Annotated in this window: 14 protein-coding genes; 7 read left to right on the top strand and 7 right to left on the bottom strand. The window is 65.0% G+C overall.

All coding sequences use genetic code 11. The annotated features are described in order from the left end of the window. Positions 1-7: 7 nt before the first annotated feature. From GOC52_RS00935 to GOC52_RS00945, 3 genes are all read right to left on the bottom strand, one after another. A complete protein-coding gene (locus GOC52_RS00935; RefSeq protein WP_152609502.1) occupies positions 8-1,750 on the bottom strand; it encodes a hypothetical protein in 1,743 nt (580 codons plus the stop codon). Beyond that, positions 1,747-3,177 carry a hypothetical protein gene (locus GOC52_RS00940; RefSeq protein WP_052148820.1) on the bottom strand — a complete coding sequence of 477 codons (1,431 nt, stop codon included), beginning with the start codon at positions 3,175-3,177 and terminating at the stop codon, positions 1,747-1,749. Before GOC52_RS00940 ends, GOC52_RS00935 begins: the two co-directional genes overlap by 4 nt. Before the next feature lie 166 nt (positions 3,178-3,343). Beyond that, on the bottom strand, positions 3,344-4,312 hold the full coding sequence (locus GOC52_RS00945; protein ID WP_024956234.1) for a LysR family transcriptional regulator: 969 nt from the start codon (positions 4,310-4,312) through the stop codon (positions 3,344-3,346). Between the two features lie 109 nt (positions 4,313-4,421). Between GOC52_RS00945 and aceB the strand changes: the two genes are divergently transcribed. From aceB to GOC52_RS00965, 4 genes are all read left to right on the top strand, one after another. Next, positions 4,422-6,044, top strand: a complete 1,623-nt coding sequence (aceB, locus tag GOC52_RS00950; RefSeq protein WP_126559870.1) for a malate synthase A — start codon at positions 4,422-4,424, stop codon at positions 6,042-6,044. 65 nt (positions 6,045-6,109) lie between these two features. Next, the gene (gene aceA / locus GOC52_RS00955; protein WP_004153647.1) at positions 6,110-7,411 is read left to right on the top strand and encodes an isocitrate lyase; all 1,302 of its coding nucleotides are present in this window, start codon (positions 6,110-6,112) and stop codon (positions 7,409-7,411) included. Between the two features lie 417 nt (positions 7,412-7,828). Then, positions 7,829-8,869 carry a GGDEF domain-containing protein gene (locus GOC52_RS00960; protein WP_019337655.1) on the top strand — a complete coding sequence of 347 codons (1,041 nt, stop codon included), beginning with the start codon at positions 7,829-7,831 and terminating at the stop codon, positions 8,867-8,869. 4 nt (positions 8,870-8,873) lie between these two features. Continuing rightward, positions 8,874-11,372 carry a putative peptide modification system cyclase gene (locus GOC52_RS00965; protein WP_052148819.1) on the top strand — a complete coding sequence of 833 codons (2,499 nt, stop codon included), beginning with the start codon at positions 8,874-8,876 and terminating at the stop codon, positions 11,370-11,372. 7 nt (positions 11,373-11,379) lie between these two features. Here the strand turns inward: GOC52_RS00965 and GOC52_RS00970 are convergent, their stop codons facing one another. Beyond that, complete coding sequence (locus GOC52_RS00970; protein WP_019337657.1) at positions 11,380-11,676, bottom strand: NHLP-related RiPP peptide; 297 nt, start codon at positions 11,674-11,676, stop codon at positions 11,380-11,382. Between the two features lie 138 nt (positions 11,677-11,814). On the opposite strand from GOC52_RS00970, the gene GOC52_RS00975 reads away from it, so the two are divergent. After that, a complete protein-coding gene (locus GOC52_RS00975) occupies positions 11,815-12,981 on the top strand; it encodes a putative peptide maturation dehydrogenase (protein ID WP_010487060.1) in 1,167 nt (388 codons plus the stop codon). Between the two features lie 19 nt (positions 12,982-13,000). On the opposite strand, the gene GOC52_RS00980 is transcribed toward GOC52_RS00975, so the two are convergent. Genes GOC52_RS00980 through GOC52_RS00990 form a run of 3 tightly spaced genes read right to left on the bottom strand, consistent with a single transcriptional unit; the run spans position 13,001 to position 17,794 of the window. Continuing rightward, complete coding sequence (locus GOC52_RS00980) at positions 13,001-15,001, bottom strand: acetyl/propionyl/methylcrotonyl-CoA carboxylase subunit alpha (protein WP_010487059.1); 2,001 nt, start codon at positions 14,999-15,001, stop codon at positions 13,001-13,003. 8 nt (positions 15,002-15,009) lie between these two features. After that, positions 15,010-16,620 carry a carboxyl transferase domain-containing protein gene (locus tag GOC52_RS00985; protein WP_043400628.1) on the bottom strand — a complete coding sequence of 537 codons (1,611 nt, stop codon included), beginning with the start codon at positions 16,618-16,620 and terminating at the stop codon, positions 15,010-15,012. Between the two features lie 10 nt (positions 16,621-16,630). Further along, on the bottom strand, positions 16,631-17,794 hold the full coding sequence (locus tag GOC52_RS00990; protein ID WP_019337659.1) for an isovaleryl-CoA dehydrogenase: 1,164 nt from the start codon (positions 17,792-17,794) through the stop codon (positions 16,631-16,633). Between the two features lie 161 nt (positions 17,795-17,955). Between GOC52_RS00990 and GOC52_RS00995 the strand changes: the two genes are divergently transcribed. Further along, on the top strand, positions 17,956-18,573 hold the full coding sequence (locus GOC52_RS00995; protein ID WP_019661871.1) for a TetR/AcrR family transcriptional regulator: 618 nt from the start codon (positions 17,956-17,958) through the stop codon (positions 18,571-18,573). 219 nt (positions 18,574-18,792) lie between these two features. Next, positions 18,793-19,311: a c-type cytochrome gene (locus tag GOC52_RS01000; protein ID WP_043400625.1), complete on the top strand. Its 519-nt coding sequence runs from the start codon at positions 18,793-18,795 to the stop codon at positions 19,309-19,311. Positions 19,312-19,407 lie beyond the last annotated feature (96 nt).

A 19,407-nucleotide genomic window follows, 5' to 3' on the forward strand; every position in this document is an offset into this window, starting at 1 on the left:
AAGACGGTCAGCCTCCTCTCGATTGGAATCGATCCAGCCTATAGCCACCGATTCCAATGCCGGTGGACCGCAGGACACCCATCGAGGAAATCGTGTTCTGACGAGCGCCACCTAGTGAGACTGCAATTCGAGAGTAGTGATCCTCCAAGTCTGGGTAGTCCTTGCTTAACCACTCTGGGAAAGGCTTAGCAGCAATTACCGGGATACGAACCCCGTGGGCAGTTACAAATCCCTCGGTAAGCTTCTTCGCCATGGGCAACATCGCACCGCCTCCCGTGAGCACGACAGTGAGATATCTGCTCGCGCTAGCTCTAACCCACTCGATCCAGTCGGGGTGCGAAGATTCCAGTGTCTCAACCAGCGTCGTTCGAAGTGACTCCTCAAATGCGCGAACGGTGTCTAACTCAAGGAACTCTTCAAGAGCAACTTCGACACTCTCGCCGTTCTTCAGAGTTACAGCAGCTACGCCACCGTTGAACAAGGACTCCTTGTAGTCACGAATGCTACGTTCCAGATCATGTGTTATGACTTTGAATTCCGGGTCACTTGAAGATACCCGGGCTTTCATCAAGATATGGCCAAGCAGAAGCTTGTCGAGGTGGTTTCCAGCCTCAGTTATTCCTCGCGCTGTCTTATCAACCTCGCCTGCTGATGCATTGACGATCTCACCGTCCTCGTCAACAACAACATTCAGCCGATACAAGCTGAAGTCGCTAGTGCCGGCGCCGATATCAACTACTAGCGCGAGAGAGTCCTGCGAGGAGTTCCAGCTGAGCAGCGAGCCCGCAACTCCCAAAGGTTCGGTCACGCTGCACTCAATGAATGCGTAACTGCGTGGCTGGCTTCGGAGTTCTCGGCAGGCGTTCAAGAAGATTTTGAGCGGTATGCCGCTATTCATTCTATGCTCAAAAGTGTCAGCCAAGATCTGTGCCTCGCCGAGCAATACCTTCAGTTTTGACTCAACAATTTTTGCGTTTGCCCTAGGGAAGCACGGCATAGCAAATCTTCGTGCAAAATTCCGAGAAACTTCGATGGCGTCGACCTCTTGCTTCAAGGACTGGTTGACAGCCCAAGTGAAGAACGACAGGTAGGCCAGCACAACGTCTTCGTTGGTCAAGTCTTCAGATGTAGGATTGAATGCGAATGGAACAGGTTCACTTAGCACGCCTTCAGAGAGCGCGCGCTTGATGTTGTCCATGCGCAGATTCCTGCCTTCAGGGGCAAGCTGAGCTTGTTCCACTCCGCGCTGACCAAACCAAATTAGTCCGTCGCCATCAATGAAGACCGAAGATACGAGCATGATCTCATCGATCTGTTCTTGGTCTCCTGGGACGCCAAGATGCAGCACTTGGACGTGTTCAAAACCATTCGCATCGTCCTTCACGAAAGTGGCTTTGGACATGGCAGTGCCGAAGTCCATGCACACTCGATAGCTGGAGTCCGTGTCGGGCAAGTAGAGTGTAGATAGATCTAGTTCGACCGCTTCTTCAGGTTCGGCCACATCTGCGGTCGTTCCAGGTGAGAACGCGATGACATTGGATTCCGGGGGGGGCGTAGAAGTCGACGGTAAGTTGGCTGCTTCGAGAGGAGGTTCCTGCAGAGGCAGAGTATCAGATGAAAATAGATCAAGTGCACTAAGTTCGTTCTGAGTAATAACCCCTGAGAGGCGAAATTTTCCGTCATCGCCAATCTCAATTCTCTCCCTCAGGTTGCCCAGAATAATTCTGGCCTTCGCGACGTCCATGCTCATTTCTCAGGCTCCACCCGTGGTTTGACCAGTGTTTTTTTCTTTCCACCAAACTCTTTATGTATGCCGTCTCGGACAACTCTTACGTTGCGTATGCCCGTGCGATGGCCGCCCTCCATATCGTGCTCTATGGGATTGTATTCAACCGAATCGCCGAGGAAGTCTGTCTTCGTCAGCTTCCGCATCCTAGCAAGACGCTCTGCCACCTGGGCGATGCTTTCATAGCCATTTGCGGCCCGTCGCACCGTCGCTGCCTGGATCGGGTCAAAGGTCTCGAGGACTGGAACAACAGCTCGGTGCAGCTTCGCCATGTTGTCACGATTTGCGTCTAGCTGGATTAGTAGTTCACCAATCTGCTGATCTTCAGTATTGCCAAGCTTGTGCTCGGCGGCACGCTCACTCTGTGGAACCCTGCCGACCTTCATCCAGTAGTCTGATACCTCTGGATCGATATCAACGGCTTCCTTGAAATGGAGTCTGACGGCGGCTGATATGAATGCCATCGAAGGCCAGCTTGCCTCCATCGCGCGAAGGATCTCTTTGTCCGTCCGATTCTGACGCGCTAGAACAACGGCGGTCTCGAGCAGGTTCATCTGCACTTTACGAATGTTCTGTGAGGACTCGAGGAATCGGGTCCAGGGTCCAACTGTCAGGAGCTTCTTTCCAGATTGAAGGACGCTGTAGGTTTCCGCATGAAGTGCGTGCGAGAAACGAAGTTCGATCACTCGAACGACGATGGAGATGGCCGAGTCGATCGTTGCATGTGTCGCGTCAGTGTCACTGCTGTGAGCACCGCGAAGGAACGTGTCCATAAGAAGCGAAATTGCCCTTCCTGGCTCAGCCCCAACTTCTCCATCATAATTGCGGACGACTTCAGCCAGGGCGTCAAAAATTCGTCTGACTCGTTTGATGCGAGAGTCGAGCTGTTCAATGTTCCGTACAATCGCCTGCGCTTCAGAGAGTTGCGCGATGCAACCGGATATGCTGCCAGCTCCGATCAACAGGGTTCTCAAAATCTCTTTGCGAGCGTTGTTTGCCGTGTCGAGCGCAAGGGCTTCACGGGCGCAGTAGGAGGTAAGCCAGCTTGCGCCTGTATGAGCAATAGCCCTGGCCGCGTACTCCTTCTCGTCGCCGTCGCCGAGTGTTTCAAGCGATCCGGGTTCGTCGCTGAAGAGATCTGGGGCGCGGGAAAAGACCTCGTTTTCTCTGCCTCTAGCGACCGCCGCAAGACGTCCCAGAATTGCGGAGGCAAAAAGCTCATCTTCGATTGGGCAGGTTGCGGTTAGGTCAAGGACAGTCGATACAATCTTGGAAAGGCTGTCTCCTCTGATCAACTGCTGTATCTGCATGCGCTTCATCGACTCTGTGAGCAACAGATTCAATTCCTGAAGACTTTCGGCTCCTTCAATGCTCTCCAGCTCTACTTCCATGTCTTTTGTTTTCATGAATCGTCGCCCCAGTACTCATTCTTCGGATTCGATGTCTGTCCAGACTTGATAGACTACTTCTAGTTCTAGAAGTAGCAGCCCACTAAGCTCGATCTACGTAATTTAATGAGAATGCTCACCCTTGGGTAGGTGAGCTTGGCTGAGTGCCTCACCGCTCCGAATGCCCGCTCTGGTCGTAATCGCGCGGACTGAACAACTCCGGCTGGATCAGCTCGATGAACGCCCGCGCCTGCGCCGACAACGCCTTGCCACGCCGCACGATCACCCCGTAGCTGCGCTCGGGGAACCAGCGCTTCATCGACCGCGCCGCCAGCCGCTCGCGGTCGGCCTCGTTCAGGCAAAGTGCCGGCACGATGGAAATGCCCATGCCCATCGCCACGTACTGCTTGATCACCTCCCAGCCGCCCACCTCCAGCGCTACGGTGTAGGCGATGCGGTGGCGCTGGAACACCTGGTCGACCAGCCGATAGGTGATCTGCCGCTTCGGTGGCAGCACCAGCGGATAGCGCGCAATATCGGCCAGCTCCAGCTCGCCACCGCTGGCCAGCGGATGATCGTGCGGCGCGATCAGTACCTGCTCGAAGCGATAGGCCGGGGCGTAGCTGAGATCGGCCGGCACATCGGTCATCGAACCGATTGCCAGGTCGGCGGCATCCTCGCGCAGCAGGTCGGTGCCGTCGGCGCTGATCGCGTTGTGCAGGGTCAGGCGCACGTCCGGGTGGTGCAGGCGGAAGCGTTCGACGATCTTCGGCAGCAGGTACAGGATGGTCGAGCTGTTGGCGGCGATGTTCAGCTCGCCCGCGTCCAGGCCGCGTACCTTGTCGCGGAAGCGTGCCTCCAGCCCGTCCAGGTTCTCCACCAGCGGCTGCGCCATTTCGTACAGCAGCTGGCCCTCGCGGCTGGGCACCAGGCGACGCCCGCTGCGCTCGAACAACGGCACGCCCAGCTCCCGTTCCAGGGCCTGCAACTGCAGGCTGATGGCCGGCTGGCTGACGAACAATGCCTCAGCCGCCCGTGAGACAGAGCCCAGACGCACGGTCTGGCAGAACGCGCGCAACGGCTTCAACCGGTCGGATTTGTAGGAAAAACGCGGACTTGGCGAGGGGCGCGTGGTCATGGCGTTACAAGTATTAGCACAACTTATGTAGAGCATTGCAAAAACTGTTTTGCCAAATACTCGGCCCGGGCGGCACCGTGGAGGCGTTCCCCACCGCTGGAGTCGCCCCATGTCCGCCGTCGCTTCCGCTGTTCCCACCCCTGCCAGCAAGGCCACCCCCGGCATCGCCCTGGCGACCCGCGTGGCCGGTCAGGACACCGTGCTGCCGGCGCCGCTGCTGGCCCTGCTGGTGTCGCTGCACCGTGCGGTGGAACCGGGCCGGCAGGCACGGCTGCAGGCCCGCCGTGAACGCCAGGCGTTCTTCGACCAGGGCGGCCTGCCGGACTTCCGTGAAGACACCACCGCGATCCGTAGCGGCGACTGGCGCGTTGCGCCGCTGCCGGCCGCGCTGCAGGACCGCCGCGTCGAGATCACCGGCCCGACCGACCCGAAGATGGTCATCAACGCGCTGAACTCCGGCGCCAAGGTGTTCATGGCCGACTTCGAGGATTCGACCTCGCCGACCTGGCGCAACCTGCTGGCCGGGCAGCAGTCGCTGGCGGCGGCGGTGCGTGGTGATCTGGAATTCACCGCCGCCAATGGCAAGCACTACACGCTGCGCCCGTACGACGAACAGGCCGTGCTGATCGTGCGCCCGCGCGGCTGGCATCTGGACGAGAAGCACGTGCGCATCGACGGCCAGTTCATCGCCGGCGGCCTGTTCGACGCGGCGGTGTTCGCCTTCCACAACGCCCGCACCCTGCAGGCCAAGGACCGCGGCCCGTACTTCTACCTGCCCAAGCTGCAGAGCATGGAAGAGGCCGCGCTGTGGGAGACCGCGCTGTCGCACATCGAAGGCATGCTCGGCCTGCCGCACGGCCAGATCAAGGTGACCGTGCTGATCGAAACGCTGCCGGCGGTGTTCGAGATGGACGAGATCCTGCACGCACTGCGTGACCGCATCGTCGGCCTGAACTGCGGGCGCTGGGATTACATCTTCTCGTACCTGAAGACCTTCCGCCGCCACGCCGACCGCGTGCTGCCCGAACGCGGCCAGGTGACCATGACCCAGCCGTTCCTGAAGGCGTATTCGGAACTGCTGATCCAGACCTGCCACCGCCGCGGTGCGCATGCGATGGGCGGCATGGCCGCGCAGATCCCGATCAACAACGATGCCGCGGCGAACGAACAGGCGATGGCCCGGGTGCGCGCCGACAAGCTGCGCGAAGTCACCGCCGGCCATGACGGCACCTGGGTTGCGCATCCGGCGCTGATTCCAGTGGCGATGGCGATCTTCGACGAACACATGCCCGGTGCGAACCAGCACAGCGTGCTGCGCCAGGATGTGCGCGTGGGCCGCGATGAACTGATCGCGCGCCCGCCGGGCACCATCACCCGTGCCGGCTTCGAAGGCAACGTGGAAGTCTGCGTGCGCTACCTGGCGGCGTGGCTGGATGGCAACGGTTGCGTGCCGATCCACCACCTGATGGAGGACGCGGCCACCGCCGAGATCAGCCGCAGCCAGCTGTGGCAGTGGCTGCATACGCCGGGCCAGCAACTGGACGACGGCACCGCGATCGATCTGGCGCTGCTGGATTCCACTCTCTCGCAGCTGCCGGCACGGCTGGGCGATACCGCCGTGCTGCCCGGTGGTACACGCATCGGCGAAGCCATCACCCTGCTCGGCGAACTGAGCCGCAGCGACGAACTGACCGATTTCCTGACCCTGCCGGCCTACGCGCGCATCGATTGACTCCCGCCCGCGTTTCCACGCCGTTTCCCTCCCCGCTGCACGCACGAACCGAACTGGAGAAAGACATGAGCAAGCTGCCCACTGCCGAACAGATCCAGCACGACTGGGATACCAACCCGCGCTGGGAAGGCATCCAGCGCAACTACAGCGCCGCCGACGTGGTGCGCCTGCGCGGCACCGTCCACATCGAGCACTCGCTGGCCCGCCTGGGTGCGGAGAAGCTGTGGGCGTCGCTGCATGAGCGCGAGTTCGTCAACGCGCTGGGTGCGCTGACCGGCAACCAGGCCATGCAGCAGGTCAAGGCTGGCCTGAAGGCCATCTACCTGTCCGGTTGGCAGGTGGCGGCCGACGCCAACCTGGCCGGCCAGATGTACCCGGACCAGTCGCTGTACCCCGCCGATTCGGTGCCGGCGGTGGTCAAGCGCATCAACAACACGCTGCTGCGCGCCGACCAGCTGCACCATGCCGAAGGCAAGGATGACATCGACTTCCTGCAGCCGATCGTGGCCGATGCAGAAGCCGGTTTCGGCGGCGTGCTCAACGCCTTCGAACTGATGAAGGCGATGATCGAGGCCGGTGCCGCCGGCGTGCACTTCGAGGATCAGCTGGCCTCGGTGAAGAAGTGCGGCCACATGGGCGGCAAGGTGCTGGTGCCGACCCGTGAGGCGATCGAGAAGCTCAACGCCGCGCGCCTGGCCGCCGACGTGCTGGGTGTGCCGACCCTGCTGGTCGCGCGCACCGATGCCGAAGCAGCGGATCTGCTGACCAGTGACATCGACGGCAACGACAAGCCGTTCGCCACCGGTGAGCGCACCGTCGAAGGCTTCTACAAGACCCGCAATGGCCTAGACCAGGCGATCAGCCGTGGCCTGGCCTATGCACCCTATGCCGACCTGGTGTGGTGCGAGACCGGCAAGCCGGATCTGGAATTCGCACGCAAGTTCGCCGAGGCGATCCATGCGAAGTTCCCGGGAAAGCTGCTGGCCTACAACTGCTCGCCCAGCTTCAACTGGAAGAAGAACCTGGACGACGCCACCATCGCGAAGTTCCAGCGCGAGCTGGGCAGCTACGGCTACAAGTTCCAGTTCATCACCCTGGCCGGCTTCCATGCGCTGAACTACGGCATGTTCAACCTGGCCCACGGCTATGCACGCCGCCAGATGAGCGCGTTCGTGGAGCTGCAGGAAGCCGAGTTCGAAGCGGCCGAGCGTGGCTTCACTGCGGTCAAGCACCAGCGTGAGGTCGGTACCGGTTACTTCGACGCGGTGACCCAGGCGATCCAGCAGGGCCAGTCGTCGACCACCGCGCTGACCGGCTCGACCGAGGAAGAGCAGTTCCACGGCGGGCGCAGCGAACGCGCTGCGTGATGCGGTAGTGCCGGCCGCTGGCCGGCAACCCGTCGATGTTCCCGAGGTCCAGATGGTTGCCGGCCAGCGGCCGGCACTACCGGGCCTCAGAGCGATCAGGGTGGCCAGGGAAGGGCCAGACAACGCCGGCCGGTCGGGGGACCTGCCGGCGTTGTTGTATCGATGCAAAGGCGCGGCCAGCAGGCAGCGTCAATCAGGCGCACCCCGTGTGCCGGCAACTTGGCCGAAACCCTGTGAAACCCGGCATCGGATTGATCCAGCAGGGGTTTTGCCCGGACACCCGTGACCAGAACGGGCCACCATCGATCTTCACATCAATCAAGATCGGCAGAAGGGTCAAAATGAGATAGGGCGCACACTTTAAAGCGGTGCTATGCTCCGCGGCTCACCAGGGGACGCTGGCGGCGGGTGCAGGGAATGACCGGCAGGGGTGCGGCCGAGAACAGTGATGTGACGTCAGGTATCGCCCGGGTGGCGATGGCCGAGATCGTGCACGCGCTGCTGTCCGCTGCCGAGGTGGCATTGTTCGCCAGATTTGCCCGTCCATGCAAGCTTCATGCCGGACAGTGGTTGTTCCAGCGTGGCCATCGCGGCGAACGGATGTATGTGATCCTCCAGGGCCAGATCGAACTGGACTTCGGCGAGGACCTGGTGATCAAGACGCTCGGCCAGCATGAGTTCTTCGGTGAGCTTGGCCTGCTGGTCGGTGATCACCTGCGCAGCGCCAGTGCACGCGCGCTGGCCGACTGCGAAGTACTGGAGCTGGGCCCGGCCGATTTCCATCGCCTGGTGGAATCCGATCCCGGCCTGGTCGCCTACTTCCTGCGCCGCACGATCATGCGCGTGCTGACCAACGAGCAGGCCCTGATCAGCCAGCTGCGCCGGCGCAACCATGATCTGGAAACCGCGCTGGACAATCTGTACATCACCACCCATCAGCTGACCCACACCCGTGAGCTGGTGCGTACCGATGAACTGACCGGGCTGCACAACCGCCGTGGCCTGACCCTGTACCTGCAGGAGTGCCGCGCCGACGGTGACGGGTTGCCGCAGGCCCTGCTGCTGATCGACTGCGACCGCTTCAAGCAGATCAATGATCGTCACGGCCACCAGGCCGGCGACCGTGTGCTGCAGAGCATGGGCAACATCCTGCGCTCGATGGCCGGTGAGCAGGACCTGGCCTGCCGCCTCGGCGGCGATGAGTTCTGCCTGATCCTGCGCCGTGGCAATCACGAGATCGTGCAGCACGCGGCCGAGTTCATCCTCAGCGCGGTGCATGGCCTGCTCGAACGCAGTCATGGCACGCCGCATGTCAGCCTGGTCAGCATCGGTGCCAGCCTGCTGGCGCCGGAGGCCGGCTGGAGCGAGTGGTATGCCAGCGCGGACCGCGCGCTGTACCAGGCCAAGCGCGATGGCGGCAACTGCCTGCGCTGGGTGGATGCTCCGGACGGCCCATAGGGAGATGCAGGCGATGAATGGCGACAACGGAACGTCAGCCCCGCATAGCCCCCAGCTACGCGCCCTGCTGTTCACCGATCTGTGTGATTCGCTGCAGCTGGTCGAGCGGATCGGCGACGTCGCGGCCGCGAGCCTGTTCCAGGAACACGACCGCCTGGTGCTGGTGTTGCAGCACCGCTGGAATGGCCAGCTGATCGATCGCTCCGACGGCCTGTTCATGCTGTTCGAGCGCGCCATCGATGCGCTCGGTTTCGCGCTGGACTACCAGTGCGAACTGCACACGCTGGGCCAGCAGCGTTCGATTGAACTGCGTGCGCGTGCCGGCCTGCATGTGGGTGACGTACTGACCTGGGACAACAGTCCCGAAGCGGTGCGCGCCGGCGCCAAGTCGATGGAAGTGGAAGGGCTGGCCAAGCCGATGGCGGCGCGCCTGATGATGCTGGCACGGCCTGGCCAGATCCTGTTGTCGGCCGTGGCCGAATCACTGACCCGCCGCGCCACCGATGCGTTGGGCGAGCGCGGCGCGCGCCTGCTGTGGAAGTCGCACGGGCGCTGGCGCTTCAAGGGCGTGCCGGTGGTGCAGGAAGTGATCGAAGTAGGCGAGATCGGCTCGGCGCCGCTGCGCATGCCACGTGCCAATGCCAAGGCGCGCCGCGACCTGCCGCTGTGGCGGCAGCCGTTGGTGCTGGCCGCTGAAGGTCTGGTACTGACGGTGGCGGTGCTGGGCGGCTGGCTGCTGCTGCGGCCGGAGCCGGCGATCGCGTTCGCCGAACGCGACTGGGTGGTGCTCGGGGATGTCGACAATCTCACCGGTGATCCGATCTTCGACGATTCGATGCGGCACGCGATCCGCATCGCGCTGGAGCAGTCGCGCTACGTGAACGTGCTGTCGGAGGGCAAGATCCGCGAGAGCCTGGAAATGGCGCGGCTCTCGGGCGATACCCGGCTCAGCCGCGATACCGCAGCCAACGTGGCGGTGCGGGAAGGCGCGCGCGCCGTGCTGCTGCCGACGGTGCGGCAGAAGATCGGTGGCTACGAGCTCGCCATCGACGTCGCAGCACCGGGCAGCGGCCAGGTGATCCAGACGTTCACCGCCACCGCGGATCGATCCGACCAGATGGTGTTCGCGGTGGACGACGTGGTCGGGCGCCTGCGTCGCGGACTGGGCGAATCGGTGGCGAGCCTGGAACAGTCGTTGCCGCTGCCGCGGGCATCGACCCAGGACCTGCGCGCACTGCGTGCGTTTGCCCTGGCCGAAAGCGCACTGGGCCAGCGTCGCTTCGAAGAAGCACGCAACCTCTACCAGGCGGCGATCGATATCGATCCCGGTTTCGCCCTGGCCTACATGGGCGTGGCCAAGCTGCTGGCCCGCACTGCGCAGGTTGCGGACGCGCGTGACGCGCTGGAGCACGCGCTGGCCCAGCAGCAGCGCTTGCCCGCGCGTGAGCGCCTGTACCTGAAGGGCTGGCAGGCCGAACTGGAACCCGGTGGCTGGCCGCTGGAACAGTGGCGTGCACTGGCCAAGATCTATCCGGATTCGTTTGCGGGGCTGTCCAATACCTCCTGGGGGCTGCTGCAGGACAATCGCTTCGCCGAGGCCGCGCCCTATGCGCGCGCCGCGACGGTGCCTCAGGACCCGTTGCGGCTGTATCCGATGATCCATCTGGCGCGGGCACAGTTGGGCCTCGGCCAGCCGCAGCAGGCAATGCGCACCTTGCACCAGGCACAGATGCTGCGCGGCAATGACGAGGCCGACGACCTGGATGTGGACGTGCTGGTTGCGCAGGGCCTGGACGCACAGGCACAGCAGCTGTTGATGCGGTTGCCGCGGGGGGATGACCTGCAACAGCGCATGCGCCTGCGGGCAAACCTGCTGGTGGCTGCGGAGCAGCGTGATTGCAGCAGCCTGCATGCCGCGATCGCTGCGGATGGCCCGGCACCGGATCTGATCGACTACCAGATCCATCAACGGCTGCAACACGCCACCGTGACCACGTTGTGCACGGCCGGCGATGCGAAGGAGCTTGAATCCATCGCCGCCATGCTGCGACCGCTGCTGCGGAAGAACGACGATTCCGCCGTGGGTAGCCGCAGTCTGCAGTTGCTGGCCCTGACCTATCTGGCCCAGCGCCAGGGCCAGCATGCGCTGGCCGCAGAGTGGCTGCGTGACCACGGCGAACTGCTGGAGCGGCAGCGCAGTCCTGTGGTGGGCAAGTGGCGCCGGGTTGTGCTGGCGATGGCCGAACTGGCGCAACAGCGTCCACAAGCGGCACGCCATCTGCTCGAGCCCACCTTTGATGGCAGCGAACCGGTGCAGGCCCATGTTGTGCTGCTGCAGGCATTGCGTGCCGAGCAGGACACTGCCGGCGTGCGCCGCGAGCAGGCCTGGCTGGCCCGGCACCACGGTCAGGCCATTGCCGAGGTGGCGTCCATGCAGGTCTGGCAGCCCCTGAATGTGCACGACATCGCCACGGAGGCGACGTCGGTGCGGGTGCCGCGCTGATGCGGACTCAGGCGTTGACGCGCTCGTCGATCCGGTCGGCTTCGAAGCAGAACACCACCGTCATCGAGGCGGTCGAGGCACTCAGGTATGCATGCAGCGAATCGCGGGTGCGGCGCAGCTCCTCGACCGAAGCCAGGGTGCCGACCTTCATGCAGTCGTTCTCGCCAACGGCACCGTCCAGGCCGATCGAGGCCAGGGCCTTGCCCGGCGATGCGGTGAAGTGGTTGCGGAAGTCGTCGTTGCCGATGAGGTGGTCCAGCAGGGTGCTGGCGTCTTCGGCGGAAAGGCGGGGATGGGTACTCATGGGGATCGTCCGTAGGTTGAGTTTCTCGTATCGGCCGCGACAGCCTGCCATTGAGGGCGGTGGCGTGCATGTCGCTAAAGTTGGCCGCGTCGCGGTCGTTGCTGCTATGCCGGTTGTGCGGCAGAAGGAAGGAAACCCATGCGCCTGCGCCGCTGCGCCAGCCTGATGTTCGAGCCCCGCGAGTCGGTCACCCTGGACCTGCGCGCGATGCTGGCCGGCCAGGCCGAGATGGACAGCCAGATCAGCTGGGTGGCCCTGGCCGCCCATCTGGACCAGCCGCTGCCGGTGGACGCCGAGGAGCGCCAGCTGCTGGGCGAGCTCAGCGCGCACCGCTGGAGCGAACCGCCGGCCGGCACCTCTCCGGCGATGCTGGCGCGCCTGGTCGAGCAGGGGCTGGTGCTGACCGACCCGCCGGATGAGGTCGGGCACCAGATGCGTGATGAGGCATTGCGTCGCAGCCAGTGGTGGCCGTTGGCCGCACTGGCCCATCGCCATGCGCGCTGGCAGGCGGTGGACAGCGTGGAGGACATGCGTCGCCAGGGGCTGGATACCGCTGCCGGCCTGCGCCAGCGGCTGGGGCCGCCACCACCGGTGGTGCAGGCCCTGCAGGGCGACTACCAGCCGTTGCCGCGCAGCGAAGAGGCGGCGTTCGACGCGCTGCTGGCGCAGCGCACGACCTGCCGCAATTTCGACCCGCAGCGCGCGCTGCCATTGCCGCTGCTGGCCCAGGTGCTGCAGCGCACGCTGATGGCCCACGCGGTGCAGAAGGTCGAGCGTGATACCGAGTTCCTGAAGAAGAACGTGCCCTCCGGTGGCGGCCTGCATCCCACCGAAGGTTTCCTGCTGGTGCAGAACGTGGAAGGACTGGCACCGGGCCTGTACCACTACCACCCGGTGCAGCACGCCGTGCTGCCGCTGCCCTCGCCGCCGCCTGATGCATTGCCCGCGCTGGCACGGCGGATGCTGTCCGGTCAGGAGTGGTTCGCCGATGCACCGGCGCTGCTGGTGCTGGCACCGCGGTACGACCGCTGCTTCTGGAAGTACCGCAACCACGCCAAGGCGTATCGTGCGGTGACGCTGGATGTCGGCCACATCTCGCAGCTGCTGTACCTGTGCGCGACCGAGCGTGGCCTGGCGGCATTCGTCACCGCAGCCATCAACGATGCCGATGTCGATCGTGCCTTCGGTTTCGACGGCATCGGGCAGAGCGCGATGGCCATCTGCGGCCTGGGCTGGCGCAGTGCCACGCTGGACACGGCCGAATTCGATCCTGCTGGCCGGGTGGTGGTGGGCGACGACCGCTGAGCGGTCGCCGCCGCGGCGTTCACGCCGCCTCGAAGTCCACCAGTACTGCACCGTCACCCACCTGGTCGCCGGCCTTGGCGCGGTAACCCTTCACCGTGCCGTCCGCCGGTGCCTGCAGCGTGTGCTCCATCTTCATCGCTTCCAGCACCACCAGCGGCGTGCCGCGCTTGACCTCGGTACCGGCGGCGACCAGCGTCGCAACGATCTTGCCCGGCATCGGCGCCAGCAGGCTGCCGGCGTCGGCCACGGCGTGGTCCGATTCACCCACCGGATCGTGCAGGGTGAAACGGTGCTGGCCGTCGGCGCCGAACAGGTACAGCTGGTCACCGTCGCGCAGCAGCTGCAACGACCAGCGGCGCTCGCCCAGCTGCACCGTCAGGCCCTGCATACTGGCCGTGCCGATCACCTGCACCGGCGCCGCATCGTCGCACTGCACGCGCCAGCCATCGGCCTGCGCCCACACCTTCAGCGTGTGCCGGCGCTCTCCCTGCTGCAGCGGCAATACGCGCGGCGCGGACGCGCCAAGGCGCCAGCCGTCCTGCGCCTGCCACGGCGAATGCGGGTCGCGCGCATCGCTGCCGGCACCGGCAGTGCTTGCAACAGCGGCCACGGCGGCCAGCTGCCACAGGGCATCATCCGTATCGCCCGCTGCACTCAATGCCGCCTGTTCGCGTTCGATCAGCGCGGTATCCAGCTTGGCGTGCGCGAACGAATCGGTGTTCACCAGGCGGCGCAGGAAGCCGGCATTGGTGGTCACGCCCACCACCTGGCAGTCGGCCAGTGCCTGGCTCATGCGGCGCAGCGCGGCGTCGCGGTCCACGTCCCAGACGATCAGCTTGGCGATCATCGGGTCGTAGTACGGGGTGATGCTGTCGCCTTCCTCCACTCCGGTATCCACGCGCACATGGGCAGACGGAGCCGGCAGGCGCAGGCGGCGCAGGGTACCGGTGGAGGGCAGGAAGCCGCGGTCGGCATCTTCTGCGTACAGGCGTGCTTCGATGGCATGGCCGTGGATCGCCAGCTGCTCCTGGCGCAGCGGCAGCGGCAAGCCCGAGGCCACGCGCAGCTGCCATTCCACCAGGTCGGTGCCGGTGATGTATTCGGTCACCGGGTGCTCGACCTGAAGGCGGGTGTTCATTTCCATGAAGTAGAAATCGCCGTCCGGGCCGGCGATGAACTCCACCGTGCCGGCACCGACGTAGCCCACCGCGCGCGCGGCATCGACCGCCGCCTTGCCCATCGCCGCGCGACGTTCTGCACTCATGCCTGGCGCCGGGGCTTCTTCCAGCACCTTCTGGTGGCGGCGCTGCACCGAGCAGTCGCGCTCGAACAGGTAGACCGCCTCACCGTGGCTGTCGCCGAACACCTGGATTTCGATATGGCGCGGGCGCTCGACATACTTCTCGACCAGCACGTGGTCATTGCCGAACGCCGAGGCCGCCTCGCGCTGGCAGCTGGCCAGCGCATCGACGAAGTCCTCGCTGCGCTCGACCTTGCGCATGCCCTTGCCACCGCCACCGGCGCTGGCCTTGATCAGCACCGGGTAACCGATGGCGTCGGCCTGTTCGCGCAGGAAGGACGGTTCCTGCTGGTCGCCGTGGTAGCCCGGCGTCAGTGGTACACCGGCCTTGGCCATCAGCGCCTTGGCCGCGCTCTTGTCGCCCATCGCGCGGATGGCGCTGGCCGGCGGCCCGATGAAGGTGATGCCGGCGGCGGCGCAGGCATCGGCGAAGTCGGCATTCTCGGACAGGAAGCCGTAACCGGGGTGGATCGCCTGCGCGCCGGTCAGGCGTGCGGCGTCGAGCAGGGCATCGCCGCGCAGGTAACTTTCACGTGCAGCGGCCGGACCGATGTGGATGGCTTCGTCGGCCAGGCGCACGTGGCGCGCGTTGCGGTCGGCATCGGAATATACCGCCACGGTGGCGATGCCGAGGCGGCGGCAGGTGGCGATGACGCGACAGGCGATTTCGCCGCGATTGGCGATCAGGACTTTGGTGAACATGGCAACAGGCTCGGTCATGGCACGGGTTACATGCGGAACACGCCGAAGCGCGTCTGCTGCGGGGCGGCGTTGAGGCTGGCCGACAGCGCCAGGGCCAGTACGCGGCGGGTGTCGGCCGGATCGATCACGCCGTCGTCCCACAGGCGCGCGCTGGCGTAGTACGGGTGGCCCTGCTGCTCGAACTGCTCGCGGATCGGTGCCTTGAACGCATCTTCCTCCGCTGCCGGCCACTGGCCGCCCTTGGCTTCGATGCCATCGCGCTTGACCGTGGCCAGAACGCTGGCGGCCTGTTCGCCGCCCATCACGCCGATGCGTGCGTTGGGCCACATCCACAGGAAGTTGGGCGAATAGGCGCGGCCGCACATGCCGTAGTTGCCAGCCCCGAACGAGCCGCCGATGACCACGGTGAACTTGGGAACCTTGGCGCAGGCTACTGCCATCACCAGCTTGGCGCCGTCCTTGGCGATGCCGCCCTGTTCGTACTTGCGGCCGACCATGAAGCCGGTGATGTTCTGCAGGAACACCAGCGGGATGTTGCGCTGGGTGCACAGCTCGATGAAGTGCGCGCCTTTCAGTGCCGACTCGGAGAACAGGATGCCGTTGTTGGCGATGATGCCGATCGGGTAGCCGTTCAGATGCGCGAAGCCGGTAACCAGTGTTGCGCCATAGCGCGGCTTGAACTCGTCAAAGCGCGAGCCATCGACCAGGCGTGCGATCACTTCGCGCACGTCGTAGGGCTTGCGCGTATCGGCGGGAATCACCCCATACAGTTCATGCGCCGGCAGCAGCGGTTCCTCGGGCGCCTGCACCGCCATCGCCGGCTCCGGCTTGCGCCAGTTCAGCTGTGCGATGATCGCGCGCACCCGTGCCAGCGCCTGCAGATCGTTGTCGGCCATGTGGTCGGCCACGCCGGAGATGCGGGTGTGTACGTCGGCACCGCCCAGTTCCTCGGCCGTCACCACTTCACCGGTGGCGGCCTTCACCAGCGGCGGGCCGCCGAGGAAGATCGTGCCCTGCTCGCGCACGATCACCGTCTCGTCGCTCATCGCCGGCACGTAGGCGCCACCGGCGGTGCAGCTGCCCATCACGCAGGCGATCTGCGGAATGCCCTGCGCCGACAGGTTGGCCTGGTTGTAGAAGATGCGGCCGAAATGATCGCGGTCGGGGAACACCTCGTCCTGCAGCGGCAGGAAGGCCCCGCCGGAATCGACCAGGTAGATGCACGGCAGGTGGTTCTGCTCGGCGATCTCCTGCGCGCGCAGGTGCTTCTTCACCGTCATCGGGTAGTAGGTGCCGCCCTTGACCGTGGCATCGTTGGCCACGATCACGCATTCCACGCCGCTCACGCGGCCGATGCCGGCCACCACGCCCGCAGCGGGCACGGCATCGTCATACATGCCGTGCGCGGCCAGCGGCGCGATTTCCAGGAAGGCGCTGCCGGGGTCGAGCAGGGCGTCGATGCGGTCGCGCACCAGCAGCTTGCCGCGTGCGGTGTGCTTGGCGCGTGCCGCCTCGTTGCCGCCCAGTGCAGTGCGGGCAAGCGTGGCGTGCAGGTCGTCAACCACGGCCTGCATGGCCGCGCGGTTGCTTTCAAAGGTTTCGCTGCCCGGTTGCAGCTGGCTGTTCAGGACGGTCATCGCGGTGGCCTTACAGGGTGCGCTGGAACAGTTCGCGGCCGATCAGCATGCGGCGGATCTCCGACGTGCCGGCGCCGATTTCATACAGCTTGGCGTCGCGCCACAAACGGCCGGTCGGGTATTCGTTGATGTAGCCGTTGCCGCCCAGGATCTGGATCGCCTGGCCGGTCAGCCAGGTCGCCTTCTCGGCGGCGTACAGGATGGCACCGGCGGCGTCCTGGCGGGTGGTGCGGCCCTGGTCGCAGGCGCGTGCCACGGCATAGACATACGCACGGCAGGCGCCCAGGCCCACGTACATGTCGGCAATCTTGCCCTGGATCAGCTGGAAGCTGCCGATCGCCTCACCGAACTGGTGGCGCTCGTGCACGTAGGGCATCACCACGTCCATCGCCGCGGCCATCAGGCCCAGCGGGCCGCCGGACAGCACCACGCGCTCGTAGTCCAGGCCGGACATCAGCACGCGCACGCCGCCACCGATCTGGCCCAGCACGTTTTCTTCCGGTACTTCGCAGTCCTGGAACACCAGCTCGCAGGTGGGCGAGGAACGCATGCCCAGCTTGTCCAGCTTCTGCGCGGTGGAGAAGCCCTTCATGCCCTTCTCGACCAGGAACGCGGTGATGCCCTTGGCGCCGGCGTCCATGTCGGTCTTGGCATAGACCACCAGCACGTCGGCATCCGGGCCGTTGGTGATCCACATCTTGTTGCCGTTGAGCACGTAGCGGTCACCACGCTTGTCGGCGCGCAGTTTCATCGACACCACGTCCGAACCGGCACCCGGCTCGCTCATCGCCAGCGCGCCGACCAGGCTGCCGTTGCACAGGCCCGGCAGGAAGCGCTGTTTCTGTTCTTCGTTGCCATTCTTGCGCAGCTGGTTCACGCACAGGTTGGAGTGCGCGCCGTAGGACAGGCCGATGCCGCCGGAAGCACGCGAGATCTCTTCCATCGCCACCACGTGGGCCAGGTAGCCCATGCCGGTGCCGCCGTATTCTTCTTCCACGGTGAGGCCGAGCAGGCCCTGTTCGCCCAGCTTCGGCCACAGGGCCAGCGGGAACTGATTGGTGGCATCGGCCTCGGCGGCCAGCGGTGCGACCTCGGCGGCGGCAAAATGGGCCACGCTCTGGCGCAGCAGGTCGATGTCTTCGCCAAGGTCGAAGTTCAGGGATGGCACGTGCATTGTGGTGGCTCCACGGCGGGATGGCAGGAAATGGACGCACCCGGCGGGGGAGCGGGCGGCGGTCTGCAGGACCGCTGCCCGCACGGGCGATTGGACCCCAGCGTAGCGGGGTTCGGGCAAGAAGTGAATACAAATTCAAAAATTGAAAATAGAATCAAAACATGGCCTATAAACGCTCTGCACTGATGGAAGAACGCCTGGCGGGCGCCCGTGAACGGATCCTGCTGGCCACTCGCGAGCTGGTCGCCACCGGCGGCTGGCGCAATGCACCGGTGACCGCCGTGGCGACCCAGGCGGGGGTGTCTACCGGCCTGATCTACCGGCACTTCCCGTCCAAGGCCGAGCTGTTCGTGGAGGTGCTCAACGCTGCGGTGGCCCACGAGGTCGCGATCATGGAGCGCATCGCCAGTGGCCCGGAGGTGGCCAGTGAGCGCCTGCGGCTGGCGATCGCCGCCTTCGTCCGCCGCGCCCTGGCCGGGCCGGGGCTGGCGCACGCCTTCATCGTTGAACCGGTCGACCCGGACGTGGAAGCCGAGCGCATGCGCGGTCGCCGCGCGTTCGGTGACGTGTTCCTGCGGCTGGTGGAGGAGGGCGTGGCGGCCGGTGAGCTGCCGGCGCAGGACGCGCATGTGGCCGCCGCCTGCCTGGTCGGCGCCTTCACCGAAGCCATGGTCGGCCCGACCGCGCCCAGCCGCGAAGCACACCGCGACGAAGACGCACTGGTGGATGCGATCTGCAGCTTCTGCCTGCGTGCGATCGGCGCCCCCGCAAAACGGTAGCGCCGGGCCATGCCCGGCGGCTGTTGCCATCCTCGACCGTTGTTGCCGCGCTTCGCGCTCGCCGGGCACGGCCCGGCGCTACCCGCATGCGGCCACGGCCGCATGTTGCGCCGCACCAGCAGTGACGCCTGTTGTCGCACGCAAAGCGCGTTCTATACTCGGTCCATCACGCAGTCGCTCAGCCGTGGTCCAACGACTATCAGCCAGGGGTAACGAAGAGTGCGGAATTACGATCTGGAGTTCCTGAAACGCTTCTCCATGGTGATCGCGCTGCTGGCGACCATCACCCTCGGCCTCATCCTCCTTGCCGCCTACATCCACACCCGGATTCCGCCCGAGGTGTCGCCGGCCGCGGCCAAGCGCACCGAACAGCGCATCTCGCCCACCGGCGCGGTCTATGCCGGCAGCACCGGCGCTGCCGCGCAGGCCGCCGCCAAGGCCGCCGCGCTGGCCAAGGCCGCGTCGCAGGTGGCCTACGGCGGCACCAAGGACGGCAAGGTCATCTTCGACAACCTGTGCACCGCCTGCCACACCACGGGTGTGGGCATGGCGCCGACGCTGGACCATTCGCACTGGGACAAGCGCATCGCACAGGGCAAGGACACCCTCTACAAGCACGCCATCGAGGGCTACACCGGCCCGGACGGCGGCATCATGCCGCCCAAGGGCGGCAACCCGGCGCTGACCGAGGAACAGATCCACGCCACCGTGGACTGGATGCTGGGCAACCTGAAGTAGACGCGCCAACGCGCTGCTTCCTGTAGAGCCGAGCCCACGCTCAGCTGCTCTGCGCGCGGTGTGGCCAGGTGCAGCCGAGCATGGGCGCGGCTCTAC

It is taken from the genome of Stenotrophomonas sp. SXG-1 (assembly GCF_014083965.1).
GTDB classification, from domain to species: Bacteria; Pseudomonadota; Gammaproteobacteria; order Xanthomonadales; family Xanthomonadaceae; genus Stenotrophomonas; species Stenotrophomonas geniculata.